This is a genomic window from Streptomyces sp. NPDC048516 (genome assembly GCF_043199875.1).
In the GTDB taxonomy this organism is placed as follows: Bacteria; Actinomycetota; Actinomycetes; order Streptomycetales; family Streptomycetaceae; genus Streptomyces.
On record NZ_JBICWS010000001.1, the window covers coordinates 126,567 to 143,290 of the forward strand.

Genomic DNA, 16,724 nt, shown 5'->3' on the forward strand with positions numbered 1-16,724 from the left:
CGGTCCCGTTCCTGATCAGTTCTCGGAGGCCATGCTGCGCATACTCCAGAGCAGGGTCCGCATGGAGGTCGGCTGTCCGAGCGCGTAGGCGATTGCGTCGGCGACGTCGTCGGCCCGCATCATTGTTCTGAGCTGCGGCATGTCGGGGGTGCGTCCCTTGCCCATGGCGAATTCCGTGTCGGTGGCGCCCGGGCACATGGCCGTCACCCGGATTCCCTGGGGGCGCAGTTCCCGGTCGAGTGATCCGGCGAGGCCGACGACCCCGTGCTTAGTGGCGGCATACACCGCCTCGTCCTGGCGACCACGCAGGCCGGCGACCGAGCTGACGAGCACGATGTCGCCGCCGTCGCGCGCGGCCAGCAGCGGAACGGCATGACGCACGGACCACACGGTGCCCGTCAAGTTGGTGTCGATGAGTTCTCGAATCTCGGTGTCGCCCAGGTCGAGGATGCCGCCGTACGCGCCCACGCCCGCGTTTGCGACGAGGCAGTCCACGCCGCCGAAAGCGTCGACCGCGACCGCGAAGAGGTCCTCGACCTGTTCCGGCTCGCGGATGTCCACTTCGGCCCAGGCAATCCGTTCGTTGCCGAGTTCGTCAGCGATCTCCTTTAGCCGGTGGCCTCGACGGGCGCCCAGGACGATATGGACGCCGAGTTGGTGGAGGCGTCGTGCGGTGGCGGCGCCGATGCCCGAGGCGGCGCCCGTCACTACGGCCACCTTGCCCTGAAGATCCCTCATCCCCTGCTCCCCTGTCCTTGAAGGATCGATTCGGCATGCGCATGGACCGCCCGCGCCACCACCAGATCGTGCTCGACGGTGATCTTGAAGTTGGCCGGGGTGCCTGGCGCGGTGACGATGGTGGCACCCATGCCGCCCACCAGGCCCGCTTCGTCGGTGTGGGTGACCCCCGCGTCGATCGCGGCCGTGTAGGCGGCCGCGAGGCAGGCCCGGTGGAAGACCTGAGGTGTCTGAGCCGCCCGCAGCAGGCCCCGGTCGAAGGGCCCGGCCAGGGACGAAGGATCCTCCCCCGCCACATGCACGCTGTCGGTGAGCGGCAGGACGGGCACGGCGCCGCACGGAAGCCAGCCGCCAGTGGTGCGCTCTGCGGTGTCACGGATGACGTCCAGTAGCCGGTCGACGGTTCCGTGCGGGGTGAAGGGGCGCGCGACATCAGTTACGGCCGCCCAGGGCACGCGGGCGGGCAGCGCGGCGAGGCCGGCGTGGGCGCTGGCCTGCCGAGTCGGTCCGCCCGCGACGACGCGCACGGGTACGCCGGGGGCCGCCGACGCAACGACCCGCTCGAAGGCCGCCCGCAGGTCGTCCGGTGCGGTTACCACGATGCTCGTCACTGTTTCATTGGCGGCCATGGCCTCCAGAGCGTGCAGCAGGACGGGTTTGCCCCCGAGATCGATTAGGGCCTTGGGGCCACGACCTAGGCGATTTCCCCGGCCGGCGCCGAGGAGGACGACGGCCGCGGACCATGGCACGTCCTGCGCGAGTTGATGGTGGTGTGTGTGATTCATCGTTCCCCCGTGGTGAAGTGTCGGTGTGCTCGTCATTCCGGGGATTCATTGACCCCTGTCAGGTAACCCCGGACTCTTTCCATGAGGTCCGCCACCGTTTCGGGCGCGAATCGCGCGGTGGAGTAGCCGGCCCGCAGCACCATCCGCTCGGCCTCGATCTCGAGATTTATGCTGATCCAGGGCAGGTCCCCGAAGCCCGCAGTCTCCGCGGGCCAGAAGTGCTGGGCCCGCAGATCCGGCAGATCCGGGGCCACCGGCATGGTCTCGACGTTCAGATGAATGTACGGGTGCTCGGGGCGACGGTCCGTGACGTGCGGCGCCAGCTCCCTCAGCAGCACTTCGAAGGGCATCATGTCGTGCTCGAGCGACTCCAGCATCGCCGTACGGGTGCGGTCTGCGATGTCGAGGAACCCCTCGTGCGCGGGTGTGGCGACGCGGAGTAGTACGCGGTTGTTGAGATAACCGATCATCTGTTCGCCGCCGTCGAAAAACCGTCGGCTCGAGGGGTGGAGCAGTCCTGTCTCATCCTGCCCGGTGACGTCCCTGAGCGCCGTGACGACAGCCGCGGCGGCGAGGGTCGGGGCTGAGATGTAGCCACCGGGGAAGGTCCGTTGACGGTCGGTGACTCGCTGCGCGGGGATCACCCGCTTCCATTCAGCGCCTGTGCCGGTAACTCCGGTGCGCAAGGGCAGGCGGGTGACGGGAAACGGCCCGAACGCGTCCCACACGCCCTTCCAGTGGGCGAGGGCCGCGTCGGCCGCGGAACCGGCGAGCCACTCCCGTTCGTAGGCGCTGAACTCCGCGACGTCGGAACCTGCGAAAACGGGACCACGACCCGTGGGGCCTTCGCTCCGGTAGACGTCTCCAAAGTCGTCCAGGAACGCCTGGACCGACGCCCCGTCGAAGATCGCGTGATCCACGGCGATCAGCAGCGAGGACTCCCTTTCGGTCCGGACCAGGTACGCCCTGAACAGGGGGAAGCGGTCCGGCGCGAAGGGCTTGTACAGCTTCGCATGCACCAGCTCCTGGGCCCGTGCGCGTTGCGGTTCAGGAAGACCGGTGAGGTCGACGATGCCGAGGGGCCACGCTGCACAGTCGCTCTGCACGCACTGGGCCCAGCCGGGTGGAAGGGACTCTGGGAACCAGGAGCGCAGCGCGGTGTGCCGGCGCGCGATTCCGGTCAGGGTGCGTTCGATCCGTTCGGGGTCCACCGGGCCTTCGAGGCGCAGGCCGAAGGCGATCGGAGGCTTTCCCTTGCGGGGCAGTCCTTCGATAGCCGCCAGGCGTCCGATCTGGTTGTGCGTCATGCGGACCTGGCACGTGTGGTCCGCAGGCGCTTGTTCGGGCGGCGAATCCATTGCCATGGGGACCTCTTGAAGGCTCGGGTGCAACGCTGCGTTGGTGGCCGAGCTGATCGCGACAGCCGCCCTGACAAAGGGAGTTGCACGCCACAGTAGCCCCAACTGTAGGTTAACGTAACAGGATTATCAGTCGGTTGATCAAGAGTTCGCCGTCCGCTCTGCCCCGGGTGGCTGCCTTTTGGGCAAAGGTCACGGAACGAGGGTTTTCATGTCCGGTAAACGCGTGCTGCTTCTCGGTGGCAGGCTGCCCTTCGTGCGCAAAGCAGCCGAATGCGGGCTTGATGTGGTGAATGTGCAGAAGCCCAGCAGTTTCGATCCCGCGCTGTTGGAGCATTGCCGACAGTTGCACGTCATGGACTACCAGGATGTCCCCCAGATCACGGCTCTCGCGGAAGCGCTGCACCGAGTCCGGCCGTTCGGCCGTGTGGTGACACAGACGGAAGCCGCTCTGGTGGTCGCCGGTCACCTCACCACACATCTGGGTCTGCCAGGAAACAGCGTGGACGTCGTGCGCACGCTGCACGACAAGCGGTCCCTGAGACGGCTGCTGAACACCAGAGGCATCGGAGAGGTCACTTTCCGGAGCGGTGACTCACGTGCGGACCTGCTCGACTTCGTCCGGCGCCATGGGCCTGCCGTGATAAAGCCCTCGATGGGCTCCGGCAGCCTCGGGGTCAGAAGGGTTCTCTCCCTCGCCCAGGTGGAGGACGCCTGGCGGTGGGCAAAGGAGCTGCGCCTGACGGAGTTCATGGTCGAGGAGTTGCTGACCGGCCGGGAGATCAGCGTGGAGACGTACTCGTCGGGCGGCAGCCACACCGTCGTGGGCGTCACCGGCAAGGACACCGGGGGCGGAGTCGTCGAGGTTGGTCATGTGCTCCCCGCCCAGCTGTCCGCGCAGGAAGCGCGGCGGGTCACCGCCTTCGTCAGCGAGGTACTCGACGCGGTCGGTCTCGTGGAGGGATTGGCCCACACGGAGCTGATCCTGACCGCCGACGGTCCTCGCGTCGTGGAATCGCACAGCCGGATCGGCGGTGGCCGCATCAATGAACTCGTGCGTCTCGTCCACGGCGTCGACATGGAGGAGCTCGCGCTGCGGGCCACCTCCCCGCGGGACGGCACCTTGTCGCTCCCGGCTCCCAATGGGGCGGCGGCCAGCCGTTTCCTGATTGCCGAACCAGGCCGCGTGGTGTCGGTCGACGGCGCGGACGGGGCCAGAGCCCTCCCAGGCGTCCAGGAGGTGCGGATCAAGGTTGCCCCCGGGGACGTCGTCCGTCCTCTGCAATGGTCGGAGGACCGGTGCGGCCATGTCGTCGTGCACGCCGCCGACGCCGCCACGGCGGAGCGGCTGGCGCGGGAAGCGGTCGACGTCATTCGTGTACGGACCGTTCCTGATGATTCCGCGGTTGCCGCGCCGCTCGGGCACCGGCTGACAGAGGTGGACGAGATCCTCGATCCCTTCGCGGACGGCTCGCCATTCTCCGCCCACAGCTGAGGCGAGCAAACGGCCGCACGGAAAAAACGCACGACACTGCCAACGAGGGAGAACCATGCGAGTCGCGTCACGGGTGCGCCAGTCCCTGCCGCCACCGGGCGCCGCAAGAACGCTTGTGATGAGCGGTTTCCTTGGCTCTATCGGAACCGGTCTGTTCCTCGCGGGAAGCACGCTGTTCTTCACGCGGGGCGTGGGGCTCTCCGCGGTCGAGGTGTCCGTGGGCCTGTCGGTGGCGGCGGTCTGTGGGATGGTCGCCTCCGTGCCGCTGGGCGGACTGGCGGACCGGATCGGGCCGCGCCGCATGATGATCTTCCTGTACGTCTGGCGGGTCGTGACCTACGGCCTTTACGTCTTAGTCGACAGCTTCGTCGCGTTCCTACTCGTCGTATGCGCCACCACCATGGCGGATCGGGCGAGTCCGGCGATCAACCAGGCGATGGTCGGCGAGCTCTTCGCCAGGGGGGAACGCCTGCGGACCATGGGCTTCCTGCGGGCCGTGCAGAACGTCGGCCTCTCCCTGGGTGCGCTGCTGGCGACGTGCGCGCTGTCCTGGGAGTCACGGGCGGCCTACGACCTGCTCGCCCTAGGCAACGCGGCGTCGTACGTGCTGATGGCCTGCCTGATCCGGCGCATCCGGCCCATCCACGACGCCGGGCCGTCCGGCACCGAGGCACCCGGCGCCGCGATGCGGCCACCGGCCGAGGAATCTGGGGGCGGCGGGATGACCCGCCCCCTGAAGGAGAAGGCCTTCCTGGTGTTGAGCGGGTGCAACGGCGTGCTGGCGCTGCACGACACAGTTCTCTTCGTCGGTCTGCCGCTGTGGGTGGCTGAGCACACGCGGGCGCCTCTCTCGCTGGTGAGCATCGCCCTCATCGTGAACACTGTGGTCACGGCGGCGAGCCAGGCCTGGTGGACCCGGCTGGCGCGGACGCTGCCCCGGGCGATGCGCGGGATGGTCGTATCGGGCGGCGTTCTGGCCCTGTCCGCCCTCGCCATCGGCCCGGCGTCCCACCTGGGCGCGTGGCAGGCTGGCGCTTTGCTGCTGATCGGGGTCCTGCTCCTGACGATCGGGGAGAACCTGCACGCGGCGTCCGCGTGGGAGGTGGGTTTCGAGCTGTCCCCAGCGGATGCCAGGACGACGTATCTCTCCGTCTTCAACCTTGGGGGGTCGGCACGCGACGTGGTCGGCCCCATGCTCGTCGTCTCCCTCGTCATCGGCATGGGCTCATGGGGGTGGCTCGGCCTGGCTGTGCTCTTCGTGCTCGCTGGCGGTGCCTCACGGCAGGCGGCCCTTGCCGTCGCCCGCACGAGGGGCATTCCGCGCGGCAACAAGGGGCCGGTCGAGGACCAGGGGACCGAGGCCGGCGAACTCGCCACCACGTCCTGAACGCCACCGAACGCGACCACTTGGGGGAAGGCAGAGCATGACCACATCAGCCGTTCAGCACCTTTTGATCATAGGCGGGGGGATGGACCTCCCCGTCCGCGCCCGCTCGGTGCACCCCACCATGCGCACCAGCGTGATCTGCCGGCGGGAGGTGATGGCCTGGCTCATCGAACCAGAGAAGCACGAACGGCTCATCGTGCTCAGGTCGGACGCCCCGGTGGAGGAATGGGTCGAGGCCGCGACGTACATCCACCGCGTGGCACCGGTCGACGCCGTCTTCAATTTCACCGAGAAGGACACCGAGAAGACAGCCGCCATCGGGCGCGCCATTGGGCTGCCTACACGCTCCGCCCAGACGTACCACCTTGTAGCGCACAAGCTCGACATGCGCCGGCGGCTGGCCGAAGCGGGCGTCGACGACACCCCAGCACGCCCGGTGAGGACGGCGCGGGACGTCGAGGAGTTGGCCGCGCGGGTCGGATATCCACTGATCTGCAAGCCGGTGCAAGGCGTTGGAAGTAACGGCGTGGCGAGGATCGACGTGGCCAGCGACATCCGGACTGCGCTGGATTGGGGCAACGCGGCCCTGTCGTCCTTCCCGTCCGGCGGCTTGATGGTGGAGCAGTTCCATAAGGGGTCCGAGTACAGCGTGGAGTGTCTGAGTGAAGAGGGACGGCATGTGGTCGCCTGTGTCACTCAGAAAATCTCTGAACCAAACCACTTTGTGGAGCTGGGCCACATACTGCCCGCGCCGATCGAGGATACGGATCGCGTGCGCATCGAGTCGGTCGTCTTGGCGATGCTCGACGCGCTTGGTGTAACCGACGGTGTGACGCACACGGAAGTGGTCGATACCGGTCAGGACGTCCGCGTGATCGAGACGCATCTGCGGCCTGCGGGTGACGAGATCCCTTACATGGCGGCCGAGGCCCTCGGTGTCGACCTGATCGAGGCGCTCGCCCGCCAGAGCGTCGGCTTGCCGGCCCTCGAAGCGGTGACCGCCCAGCTTTCCGCGGCCCCGCACCGCTATGCCGCCATTTGGTACCGGAGCCCGGACACGGCCGGCGAGGTGCGCGGGATCGAGGGTCTGGACGAAGCACGCGCGATGCCGGGCGTGCGGGATGTATCGATCCTCCGGGGGGTCGGCGAGCACCTCACGCCGCTATCCGGTTCCTCGGCGCGGTCCGCGTACGCGTGGGCGGTGGGTGCGTCATCGGACGAAGCGCTGGCCAGAGCGCGCGGCGCGGTCGAGCGTCTGCGCTTCTCCGTGGTCGCGCCGGATGCGGCGCCCCCGAGGAGTAGGGTGACACCGCCCAAGTCGGGCGGGCAGGGATGACTTGGACGCTGGCCGAGCACCTGGCGTTCGGCCGCGTCGAGGAACCTGCCGCCGCTTCGAGCCAGCTGGCCGCTCCGGAGGCGCAGCAGTCCCGCCGAGCCCCAGGACGACGACCAGCTCACGCTGTTCGACGAGGGAGCGGAGAACATGGCCGAGGAGATCGCCTTGCAGCTCACCGGACACGCCCGGGCCGTGGCCGCCGAGCTTCGCCACCGCTGCACCGCCCTGCCACCCGAGGCCGAGCCGCGGGTCCTGGCCGAGGTGATGCTGGAAGAGGCCGAGCGCCGCCTGGACGAACCGAGGCAGGCGACCGTCCGGTGCGTGCAGATGTGAGCCCGGCAGGTGCACGCCCTGTACGAACGGCTCGATCGGCTCACCGCCGTCTGCACCAGCCCGACCGACCGACCGCCGTCGGCGCGACCCGCGCGCCGGCTCCTAGACGGCCCGCCGCCCATGCGGCAGTCCGGACCTACGCCCGGTGCGGCCAGGCACGACCAGCAGGGCGCAGGCCGCCGGTCCGGGACGTACGCGTCTCCGTCACGGGCGTCCCGGACCCGCTGCGGCGTGGCCGACGCCTCGCACCGCGCCACCGCGCGTGGCCTCTATTCGCCGTCCTTGAGCATGCGTTCCAGCGACACCACGGTCCGCTCGCCATCGGCCCGTTCTTCGCCACTCAGGCTGGGGTCGGCGAGCTTGGATCGCAATCTCTACACCGCTGACCTGCTGCGAAGTGGGCCGCCCCGACATCCTTCTCAGGCAGCTGCGCTGATCACGGCTTGAATCGCCAGGGCAGCATGGCAGCGTTGGGCCAAGCCGTCCGCGTCCTGGACCTCAACGCCTGCGGAAAGGCGACTGCCCGGATCTCTACCGCCGCAGGCCATCCCAGGCGTCGGCGTCCGGCCGCGGAGAGACCGGCCCGGGTCAGCGGCCGACGGCCTTGCGCAGTTCGTCCTTGTTCATGTGGGAGCGGCCGTGGATGTTCTTCTTCTTGGCCTCCTTCATACAGATGGTCCTTGGTCGGACCCCAGACCCATGGTGGCAGCGTTCGCCGCCCCGCTGCGGGGCCGACTTCGGGCCCGGGCGGAGGTCTTGCTCGCCTGCTTCGACTCGCCGGAAGTCGCCTTACCTTGAGTTTTAACCTCATCCGACTTGCTCGTCCGCCTTCGTGGTGTCCGGCGCGGATTCCGCTCGAACCAGGGCGGGCGCCCTCGAGGCATGGTTGCGCTGGAGCGAGACGCCGAGCGAAGGCCGGAACCCATGCCGGGAGTCGTCAGACGAAGAAGGCGTTCATCCCGGGCACGTCGGAGAGATAGGTCTCGATACTCGCGATCTTTCCGTCGCGGAGCCGGCAGACCGTGGCCAGGTATTCGTCCAGCACGGCGTCCTCCCGGTGTGCGGTGTTGTGCAGGGAGAGGGCCATGTTCTCCCTGCTGGCCAGAATGTGCAGCAACTCGAAGTCCAGGCCGTACGAGGCGATCCGCCGAGCGCGCTCCACCACGGCGTCGGCGCCTTCGGCCGTGCCGGAGATGGTGTTGTCGCCGGGCAGGGTCCAGGTGGCGTCGTCGTGCAGCAGGGCCCGGATGCCGTCCCAGTTGGCCGAGACGAGGGCCTGGTGGAAGGTGCGCCCGAGGGCGAGGGCCGATGCGTCGGCGGACATAGTGATCCCTTCAGAAGGCTCTAAAGCGGTGATCTTTGCTTTAGTGCGACTCTAGGCACCCTAACCGCTAAGGCGCAAATCTTTGCTTTAGAGTGGAGTAGTGAACGCTGACGCATCGACGAGGCGGCCCGGCGGCCGCAACGCCCGCGTCCGTGCCGCCGTACACAGCGCCGCAGTCGCGCTGGTGAGCGAGCGCGGCGCTGACCAGGTGACCCTCCCCGCCGTGGCCGAGCGCGCAGGGGTCAACTCCAGCACCCTCTACCGGCGCTGGGGTACGGTCGCCGCACTCCTGGCCGACATCGCCAAGCACCGCAGCGACGCGAGTACGCCCCCGCTCGTCGGCGACCTGCGCGCCGACCTGGAGAACCAGGCGGTCTGGACACTGGCGGAACTCTCTCGGCCCGGTGGCATCGCCTTCTTCCGTGCCGAGGTCGCGCCCGACGTCGACGAGCGGCACGACGGGTTGCGTGAGTGCCTGCGCAGGGTCAGCGAGCGCTTTCGCCCCGTACTCGACACGGCGCGGGAGCGCGGCGACGCACCCCCGCCCCCTTCCTTGGATCAGGTTCTGGACCGCATCATCGCGCCGCTCTACTTTCGGGTGGTCTTCTCGATCCCCGGTACGGACGAGGCATACGTCCGCGAACTCGTCGCGGGGCTCATCGGGGAGTCCCCGCTTGAGCCTTGACCTTCGACCGGCTCCTCGCTCCGGCGGAACGGAGCCTGCACACAACTCGGAACCCGAAAACGAGGGTTACGGAACTCCCGTGGGACAGCCAGATGACGTCCTGTCGTCTCAGAACCCCTCGCCTGGCTCTCTTCACGAGTTCGAGTTCCAGCAGCAGATGTGCACGACTTCGGGAGGCGGCCCGCTGGGCCGTGGCCGATGTTCACGAGAACGGACAGCACTCCACCACCGGAGGTCCAGCTCCGCATCGTGTGTCAACGCACTGTGCCTGAGTCGGTGGAGGGTCCAGCCGTCCAGGGTCTCGATGTCTTCGGGTGAGACGAGGGGGCTGGCCGGCAGTCGGGTGTTCTCCTCGAAGATCTCTTCGGCCCGGCGGTAGGACAGGCGGGCTCGGCCGGTCTCGGGGCACACGTCGAACGCCGGTGTCCCGGCGGGGGCCTTGCGGTCCGTGAGGAATAGCGGTCCGCGGGTGCGGCGGGCGATGAGGCGGGGCAGGAGCCGGGCGGTGCCGGACCGCCCTGGCGCAGTGTCGCGCCGTGGTGACGACGCCACCAGGAGTGTCGTCACACCGGATCCGCGACCGGTCAAGCGACCGCCACCGTGGGGGAGTACATGTCCCACCACAGGGCCAGATCCAGCGTCCGTTCGAGGCCGCTCCGGGACGCCTGGGTGATCCGCGGCGCCTCGTGGTGCGCCGCGCGCTCCAGCCAGGTGCGGTCGACGAGTCCGAAGACGGGGTGCGAGGGGCGCGACAGCAGGTCCTTGGCGTGCTGCTGGAGCGCGACCGCGTACTGCGGGTCCTGGGTGGAGGGGTAGGGGCTCTTCACCCGGTCGTACACCGACTGCGGCAGCAGATCCGCCGTGGCCTCGCGCAGCAGGCTCTTCTCCCGGCCGTCGAAGGACTTCAGCGACCACGGCGTGTTGTAGACGTACTCGACCAGCCGGTGGTCGCAGAACGGCACCCGCACCTCCAGCCCGACCGCCATGCTCGCGCGGTCCTTGCGGTCGAGCAGGATCCGTACGAAGCGCGTCAGGTGCAGATAGCAGATCGTGCGCATCCGGAACTCGAAGTCGCTCTCCCCGTCGAGACGTTCCACGCCCCTGACGGCACCGCGGTAGCTGTCCTGGATGTAGGACCCGAGGTCGAGGGCGTCGGTGACAGCGGGGGTGAGGATGTTGCCGTCGTCGCCGAAGCGCTCGGCGATGCGGACGAGCCAGGGGAAGGTACGGGCCTTGCGGGCCTCTTCGTCGAAGAACTGCTGGTAGCCGCCGAAGACCTCGTCGGCCGACTCGCCGGACAGGGCGACCGTCGAATGCTGCCGGATCGCCTTGAACAGCAGGTAGAGCGAGGCGTCCATATCGCCGAAGCCCATCGGGAGGTCCCGTGCGCCGATGACCTTTGCGCGGACATCGAGGTCGGCCAGGTGGGCCGAGTCCAGCACGATGTCCTGGTGGTCGGTGCGGGCGAGACGGGCCACGTCGTGCACAAAGGGCGTGTCGGGCGTGGCGCGCAGCTCGTCGGCCACGAAGTGCTCGGTCCGGCCGGCGAAGTCGACGGCGAAGCTCCGTACTCTCCCGCCCACCTCGCCCAGCTGACGGGCCGCCAGCGCGGTCATCACCGAGGAGTCCAGGCCGCCCGACAGCAGGGTGCAGCGCGGTACATCGGCGACGAGCTGGCGCCGGACGATGTCGTCGAGCAGTTCACGGACACGGGCGATCGAGGTGTCCGGGTCGTCCTGGTGGGCCCGGGTCCGCAGTGACCAGTAGACGTGCCGGTGCAGCCCGCTGCGGTCCACGGTGACCACCGTGCCGGGCTCCACCTCGTGCATGCCCTCCCAGACGGCGTGGCCGGGCGTCTTGACGAAGGCGAAGAGCTCGCGGAGACCGTCGGGACCGACCTTCCGCGCGGCGAGCGGATGGGCGAGGATCGCCTTCGGCTCGGAGCCGAACAGCACGCCATCAGGGGTGGGGTAGTAGTACAACGGCTTGATGCCCATCCGGTCGCGGATCATGACGAGCCGCCGGCGCCGCTCGTCCCAGACCGCGAAGGCGAACATCCCGTTGAGCCGTTCGGCGACCGCCTCCCCCCATTCGAGGTATCCGCGCAGGACGACCTCGGTGTCGGAGCCGGTGGTGAAACGGTGGCCCCCGGAGGCGAGTTCGTCGCGCAGCTCGCCGAAGTTGTAGGTCTCGCCGGAGTACACGAGGGCGACCGGGCTCCCGTCCGCCCGGTCGGCGGTCATCGGCTGACGTCCACCGGGCAGATCGATGATGGCGAGGCGGCGGTGCCCGAGAGCGACGGGCCCCCGCACCCATGTGCCACGGGCATCGGGCCCGCGGCAGGACATCGTCTCGGTCATCGCCTCCACGGTTTCCCGCTCGGAGCGCAGATCACGGTCGAAGGAAACCCAGCCGGTGATGCCACACATGCCATGTCCTCCCGATCCGACCCGCATGCCGCCGGACAGCACGGGCGGGTGCGCCGATGCCGGGCGTCCCGGAGCCGGCCTCACGGCGAGTCAGTTGTATCGAGCACCTATGTCACGAGCGTGTTCCTCGGTCGCCGCTCCGTCAACCTGGCCGTCACCCGCCGGGGCCGCGTGCCGGCGCGGTTCTCCGCCCGGAAATCCGGCTCGCTGGGGCACGTGAGCTGCCGCTCTGCTGCACCGGCCGGACCGGACCGGTGGGCCGGCGAAAAAGCTACGCCATACGGGAGCGAGGGGAAGGTTTTACCCGGCACCCGGCACCAGGCACCCGGAATCCGGCACCCGGAATCCGGCACCCGGCAATCGACCCTGCCGTCTGCCGTCTGCCGTCTGCCACCTGTCATCTGCCACCTGCCGCCCGGCACCGGGGCCCGGGTGCCGCGGAGCGAGCGCGGCGGCGCTACGGGCCGGCGGTGAAGGGCCGGGTACGGGCAATGAGCAGGGCGACGTCATCCGGGTCGTCGGGCCGCCGGAGGTCGCTGAGGAGGCGGTCGCAGGTCTCTTCCAGGGAGCGGCCGGGTGCGTCGAGCAGGCGGAGCAGGGTGTCGAGGCGTTCGTCGATGGGGTGGTAGCGGGTTTCGACCAACCCGTCGGTGTACAGGACGAGTTGGTCGCCGGGGTCGAGGCGGAAGGTGGTGGTCTCGAAGGGGACGCCGCCGACTCCGAGCGGGGTGCCGGTGGGCAGGTCGAGGAGTTCGGGACGCTTGCCGCTGCGGACCAGGACGGGCGGCAGGTGGCCGGCGGTGGCGATATGGCATTCGGCGCGATGCGGATCGTGGACGGCGTAGACGCAGGTGGCGATGTAGTGCTCCAGCCCTGAGGTGATCTTGTCGAGGTGCTGGAGGACCTGGGCGGGGTCGAGGTCGAGGTCGGCGAAGGCGCTGGTGGCGGTGCGCAGGCGGCCCATGGTGGCGGCGGCGTCGATACCGCTGCCCATGACGTCGCCCACGACGAGCGCGGTCTTGTCGTCCTCGAGCGGGAGGACGTCGTACCAGTCGCCGCCGATCTCATAGGTGGCCTGCGCGGGCCGGTACCGGGAGGCGATCTGCAGACCGGGAAGGTGGGGTGGGTGGTCGGGGAGCAGGCTGCGCTGCAGGGTCTCGGCGGCGTTGCGCACGCTCTGGTGCGACCGTGCGTTGTCGATGCAGACGGCGGCGCGGGAGGCCAGTTCGACGGCGAGGGCGAGGTCGTCCTCGTCGAAGGGCAGCGGATTGCGGGCGCGGGTGAGCCCCAGGCAGCCGAGGATCTGGCCGCGGGCGGTGAGCGGGGCCAGAAGGTAGGAGTGCACCCCGGCGCCGGCCAGCAACGTGGCGGCATGGCCGTCGCGGGCGATGCGCGCCAGGTCGGTGTCATCCGCGTGGGAGACCAGGATCGGGCGGCCGGTGCGTACGCACTGGGTGGCCAGGCGGTCGGCCTCGTAGGCGGCGGTCTGGCCGGGAGGGTCGGCGGCCTGGAGGGCTTGGGTGGGATAGGCGCCCTTCACGGCGAGGGCGCGGAAGAGCGCGGGGCCCTCGTCACGGGCCGGGCGGTGCTCGCCCAGGATGGAGTCGAGCACATCGACGGTGACCACGTCGGCGAGTTCGGGAACGGTGACCTCGGCCAGTTCCCGCGCGGTCTGTTCCACCTCCAAGGTGGTGCCGATACGGGCCGAGCCGTCCGCGATCAGGGCCAGGCGCCGCCGGGCCTCGCTGGCCTCCATGGCGGCCTGATATCGGTCGGTGACGTCCACCACCAGGTCGGCCACCCCGAGCACCCGCCCTTGGGGGTCCTCCAGCCGGTACAACGAGATGGACCAGGCGCGCTGGCGGTCCGGGTCGGAGGGGCTGCGGCCGACGACGGTGGCCTGGTCGACCATGGGGACGCCCGTTTCGAGTACCTGCCGCATCGCGGTCTCGGGCACCTCGAACTTCGAGGCGGTCATGATCTCGCGGTAGCGCCGGCCGAGATGATCTTTCGCGGGAATGCCGTGCATCCGTTCCAGGGCGGGGTTGACGGCCACGTAGCGCAGCTCGGTGTCGAGGATCGCCAGCCCGATGGGGGACTGGGAGATCAGCCGGGTGGACAGCGCCACATCCCGCTCCACCTCGCGAAGCGTCGGTGAGTCGGTGGCGAGACCGAGGGCGTAGAAATCGCCGTGGTCGTCCGTCAGCCGCATATTGCGCAGTTCCACCAGCCGTGCGGCGCCGTCCTTGTGGCGGACCGGGAAGGTACCGCCCCAGCTCCGGCCGGTCTCCATGACCTCGGCGAACTTCTTGATCACCAGATCCCGGTGCTCTTCGTGGATGAGCAGCGGCGCCGCGTACTGCCCGAGTGCTTCCTCGGCGGAGTAGCCGTACAGGTCCGCGGCCTGCGGGCTCCACAGCACGATCCGCCCGTCGGCATTGACCAGCACCGCGGCTACGGCGAGGAGGTCCATCAGCCCACTCGGCTGCGACGACTTGCCCTCCGGCCCACCGCCGCCGGCCGGCCGCGCCTCGTCTGCGCTCACCCCGGCACTCCTTCCGTCTGTCGGACCACGAGGGGGCGTGCCCACACCCCGTTCCGTGGCCTGACCTGCCCACGTGCCTCTGTGGCTGCCCCTGGCAGGTGAGTGCTGTGGCTTCCATCGTCCCCCCGGATCGTCCGCCCGCATACTCGTCGCCGCCGTGCCGCCGTGCCGCCGTGCCGCCGTGCCGCCGTGCCGCCGTGCCTGCGCGCCGCGAGTGGCCTGCGTGTCCCAAGTGGCCTACGCGCCCCGAGCGGCATGCGCGCCTCAGCAGCCCACGCCGCTCTCGTCCCCGGGAAATCCGTGAGGAATGCGAGCGCCGGCCGAGCTGCCCTGGTCCGCCTTTATTGCCGCACTACCAAGACTTGCCGATTCGACAAGCGAGGATCAAAGTTGAATCCACACTCATGCGAGATCGGAGCGCACCGTGGTCGTTCTCGGAATCATTCTGCTCGTCATCGGATTTGTGACCGGCATTTCCATCCTGTGGACCATCGGGGTCATCCTTGCCGTTATCGGCGCGATTCTGTGGCTCCTCGGCGCGATGGGGCACGCGGTCGCCGGCCGAAAGCACTACTGGTAGCCCGACTGACTGCTGGTAGCCCGGCCGACTACCGGTAGCCACCGCACTACGGGTAAGGCCACGCACCCGCCGCGCGGCGACGACCACCAGCTCTCCGGCGACGTCCCGCCCCGGCCCCAGCCCGCCGGCTCCCGGTTCCCGTGTACCGATGGCCTCGGTCTCCGAAGGTCTCCGAAGCCGGTCAGTCCACGGGGGCCGGAGCGGGAGCCCGCCGGCGTGCGAGCACGCCCAGAGCGATGTCCACGACCAGGAACGCGGCGAGCGACGTGCCGAGCAGGGGCACCGCCCAGCCCACCACCACGACGACGAGCGCGAGCGGAATCAGCAGGGGCAGCGGAACCTGCCGCCAGGCGCCCCGGGAGATCGGCCGTCCGAAGGACAGGGTGCGGTCGCGGGTGGGCCGACGCTGCCACCACATCCGGTATCCCCAGAGGATCAGGAAGATCAGCGCCAGAGCGAGCGCGGCCAGCGCGAGCTGGTTGACGATGCCGAAGAGCGTGCCGGTGTGCAGGTCGATGCCGTAGCGGGTGAGCTTGGCGAGGACGGGATAGTCGGCGAAGCGCGAGACGTCGGTGACCTTGCCCGTGCCCGGGTCCACCGCCACCGCGTCCTGCTTCTCGGGCCAGCTGCGCTGGACCTGCTTGACGACGTAGGCCGTGCCCTTGCCCGTCGGCAGGTCGATCTCGACGGGGTGGGACAGCCCCTTCGCGCGGGCCGCCCCGAGTACCTTGTCGATGCCCACGTCCGCGGACGCCGCCCCGCTCGAAGCGCCGCCCTTCTTCCCGTCCATCCCCGGCATGTCGGGCATCCCCGCCATCCCGCCGGAGCCGCCGTGGTGCGCATGCTCCTGCGCCACCGCCGTCGAGACCGTCGGCGTCGTCTGCCCCAGGGCCTGACGCAGCTCGTCGATGTTCCCTCCGGCGTACGTGGACCAGGTCAGGCCGGTTGCGGACAGAAAGAACAGGCCGACCGCCGCCCACACGCCCACCGCGCCGTGCCATGACAGCGTCCGGCGCCGTCCGGTGGCGGTGCGATCCGGCAGGGTGAGAGCCCGCAGCTTGCGGTTCGTACGCTTCCGGCCGATCCACAGCGCGAGCCCGCCGCCGGCAACCACCCACAGCCAGCTGGCGGCCAGTTCGCTGTAGAGGCGGCCGTTCTCGCCCAGCCGCAGGTTGCGATGCAGATCGTCGAGCCAGGTACGCAGCGGCAGCGCACCCGTGGCACCGTACGTCGGCAGCGCTCCCCGGATGCTGCCGGTGTGCGGATCGACGAAGACGGCGAACTGCTGCTCGGCGGGCACCCCTGGCACGCCGGCGAGCAGGACGCGCGTGGTGTCGCCCGGCTGCGATGCCGGGCGCACGGCAGCGACCTTGCCCTCCGGGTGCGCCTTACGGGCGGCCGCGACCTGCCGCGACAGCGGCATCGTGTGCTCACCGGCCGGGACGCTCAACTCATGTGCATAGACCACCTTCTCCGCCTGGAAGGCCCCGGCGTACAGCAGTCCGGTGACCGCGGTGACCAGAAGAAAGGGCGCGACGAGCACACCGGCGTAGAAGTGCAGTCGCCACACCAGCGGACGAAGGGCGGACCACCCGGTCCGCCGTACGGCCGCCCGCTGCGCACCGGAGCCGACGGCGTCCGGGGCATCGCCGCCATGGCTCGATGCGAGACGTTGTTCAGTGGGCACGCGGGTGCTCCCAGCTCGAAGGTGATGGCCCAGTCCTCTGCC

The 16,724-nt window shown here is 69.5% G+C and carries 13 protein-coding genes; 6 read left to right on the forward strand and 7 right to left on the reverse strand.

Annotated elements, in window-relative coordinates; genetic code table 11:
- Positions 1 to 15: 15 nt before the first annotated feature.
- The 3 genes from ACGFR7_RS00575 to ACGFR7_RS00585 are packed head-to-tail and all read right to left on the reverse strand — an operon-like array spanning position 16 to position 2,986.
- Entirely contained in the window at positions 16 to 738 is a 723-nt protein-coding gene (locus tag ACGFR7_RS00575) for an SDR family oxidoreductase (protein WP_393311429.1), read from the reverse strand.
- A complete protein-coding gene (locus ACGFR7_RS00580; protein WP_393311431.1) occupies positions 735 to 1,523 on the reverse strand; it encodes a 2-C-methyl-D-erythritol 4-phosphate cytidylyltransferase in 789 nt (262 codons plus the stop codon). The genes ACGFR7_RS00575 and ACGFR7_RS00580 overlap by 4 nt, the downstream gene beginning before the upstream one ends.
- Before the next feature lie 32 nt (positions 1,524 to 1,555).
- Entirely contained in the window at positions 1,556 to 2,986 is a 1,431-nt protein-coding gene (locus ACGFR7_RS00585; RefSeq protein ID WP_393311433.1) for a condensation domain-containing protein, read from the reverse strand.
- A 106-nt stretch (positions 2,987 to 3,092) separates the two neighbouring features.
- On the opposite strand from ACGFR7_RS00585, the gene ACGFR7_RS00590 reads away from it, so the two are divergent.
- The 4 genes from ACGFR7_RS00590 (at position 3,093) to ACGFR7_RS00605 (ending at position 7,432) form a co-directional block, all read left to right on the forward strand.
- Positions 3,093 to 4,376 carry an ATP-grasp domain-containing protein gene (locus tag ACGFR7_RS00590; protein WP_393311435.1) on the forward strand — a complete coding sequence of 428 codons (1,284 nt, stop codon included), beginning with the start codon at positions 3,093 to 3,095 and terminating at the stop codon, positions 4,374 to 4,376.
- Positions 4,377 to 4,494: 118 nt separating this feature from the next.
- On the forward strand, positions 4,495 to 5,763 hold the full coding sequence (locus tag ACGFR7_RS00595; RefSeq protein ID WP_393311437.1) for an MFS transporter: 1,269 nt from the start codon (positions 4,495 to 4,497) through the stop codon (positions 5,761 to 5,763).
- A gap of 37 nt (positions 5,764 to 5,800) precedes the next feature.
- Positions 5,801 to 7,099 carry an ATP-grasp domain-containing protein gene (locus ACGFR7_RS00600; protein WP_393311439.1) on the forward strand — a complete coding sequence of 433 codons (1,299 nt, stop codon included), beginning with the start codon at positions 5,801 to 5,803 and terminating at the stop codon, positions 7,097 to 7,099.
- A 147-nt stretch (positions 7,100 to 7,246) separates the two neighbouring features.
- On the forward strand, positions 7,247 to 7,432 hold the full coding sequence (locus ACGFR7_RS00605) for a hypothetical protein (RefSeq protein ID WP_393311441.1): 186 nt from the start codon (positions 7,247 to 7,249) through the stop codon (positions 7,430 to 7,432).
- 937 nt (positions 7,433 to 8,369) lie between these two features.
- Here the strand turns inward: ACGFR7_RS00605 and ACGFR7_RS00610 are convergent.
- The gene (locus ACGFR7_RS00610; RefSeq protein ID WP_393311443.1) at positions 8,370 to 8,756 is read right to left on the reverse strand and encodes a nuclear transport factor 2 family protein; all 387 of its coding nucleotides are present in this window, start codon (positions 8,754 to 8,756) and stop codon (positions 8,370 to 8,372) included.
- Between the two features lie 100 nt (positions 8,757 to 8,856).
- Here ACGFR7_RS00610 and ACGFR7_RS00615 point away from each other — a divergent pair, with 100 nt between their 5' ends.
- Positions 8,857 to 9,441 carry a TetR/AcrR family transcriptional regulator gene (locus ACGFR7_RS00615; RefSeq protein ID WP_393311445.1) on the forward strand — a complete coding sequence of 195 codons (585 nt, stop codon included), beginning with the start codon at positions 8,857 to 8,859 and terminating at the stop codon, positions 9,439 to 9,441.
- 584 nt (positions 9,442 to 10,025) lie between these two features.
- Here ACGFR7_RS00615 and asnB read toward each other — a convergent pair.
- Together asnB and ACGFR7_RS00625 are read right to left on the reverse strand one after the other, a co-directional pair.
- A complete protein-coding gene (gene asnB / locus ACGFR7_RS00620) occupies positions 10,026 to 11,870 on the reverse strand; it encodes an asparagine synthase (glutamine-hydrolyzing) (RefSeq protein ID WP_393311447.1) in 1,845 nt (614 codons plus the stop codon).
- A gap of 457 nt (positions 11,871 to 12,327) precedes the next feature.
- Positions 12,328 to 14,415: a SpoIIE family protein phosphatase gene (locus ACGFR7_RS00625; protein ID WP_393311449.1), complete on the reverse strand. Its 2,088-nt coding sequence runs from the start codon at positions 14,413 to 14,415 to the stop codon at positions 12,328 to 12,330.
- 424 nt (positions 14,416 to 14,839) lie between these two features.
- Here ACGFR7_RS00625 and ACGFR7_RS00630 point away from each other — a divergent pair, with 424 nt between their 5' ends.
- Positions 14,840 to 14,995, forward strand: coding sequence for a DUF6131 family protein (locus ACGFR7_RS00630; RefSeq protein ID WP_336049171.1), 156 nt, complete (start codon positions 14,840 to 14,842; stop codon positions 14,993 to 14,995).
- 181 nt (positions 14,996 to 15,176) lie between these two features.
- On the opposite strand, the gene ACGFR7_RS00635 is transcribed toward ACGFR7_RS00630, so the two are convergent.
- Positions 15,177 to 16,682, reverse strand: coding sequence for a PepSY-associated TM helix domain-containing protein (locus ACGFR7_RS00635; RefSeq protein ID WP_393311452.1), 1,506 nt, complete (start codon positions 16,680 to 16,682; stop codon positions 15,177 to 15,179).
- Between the last annotated feature and the right edge of the window lie 42 nt (positions 16,683 to 16,724).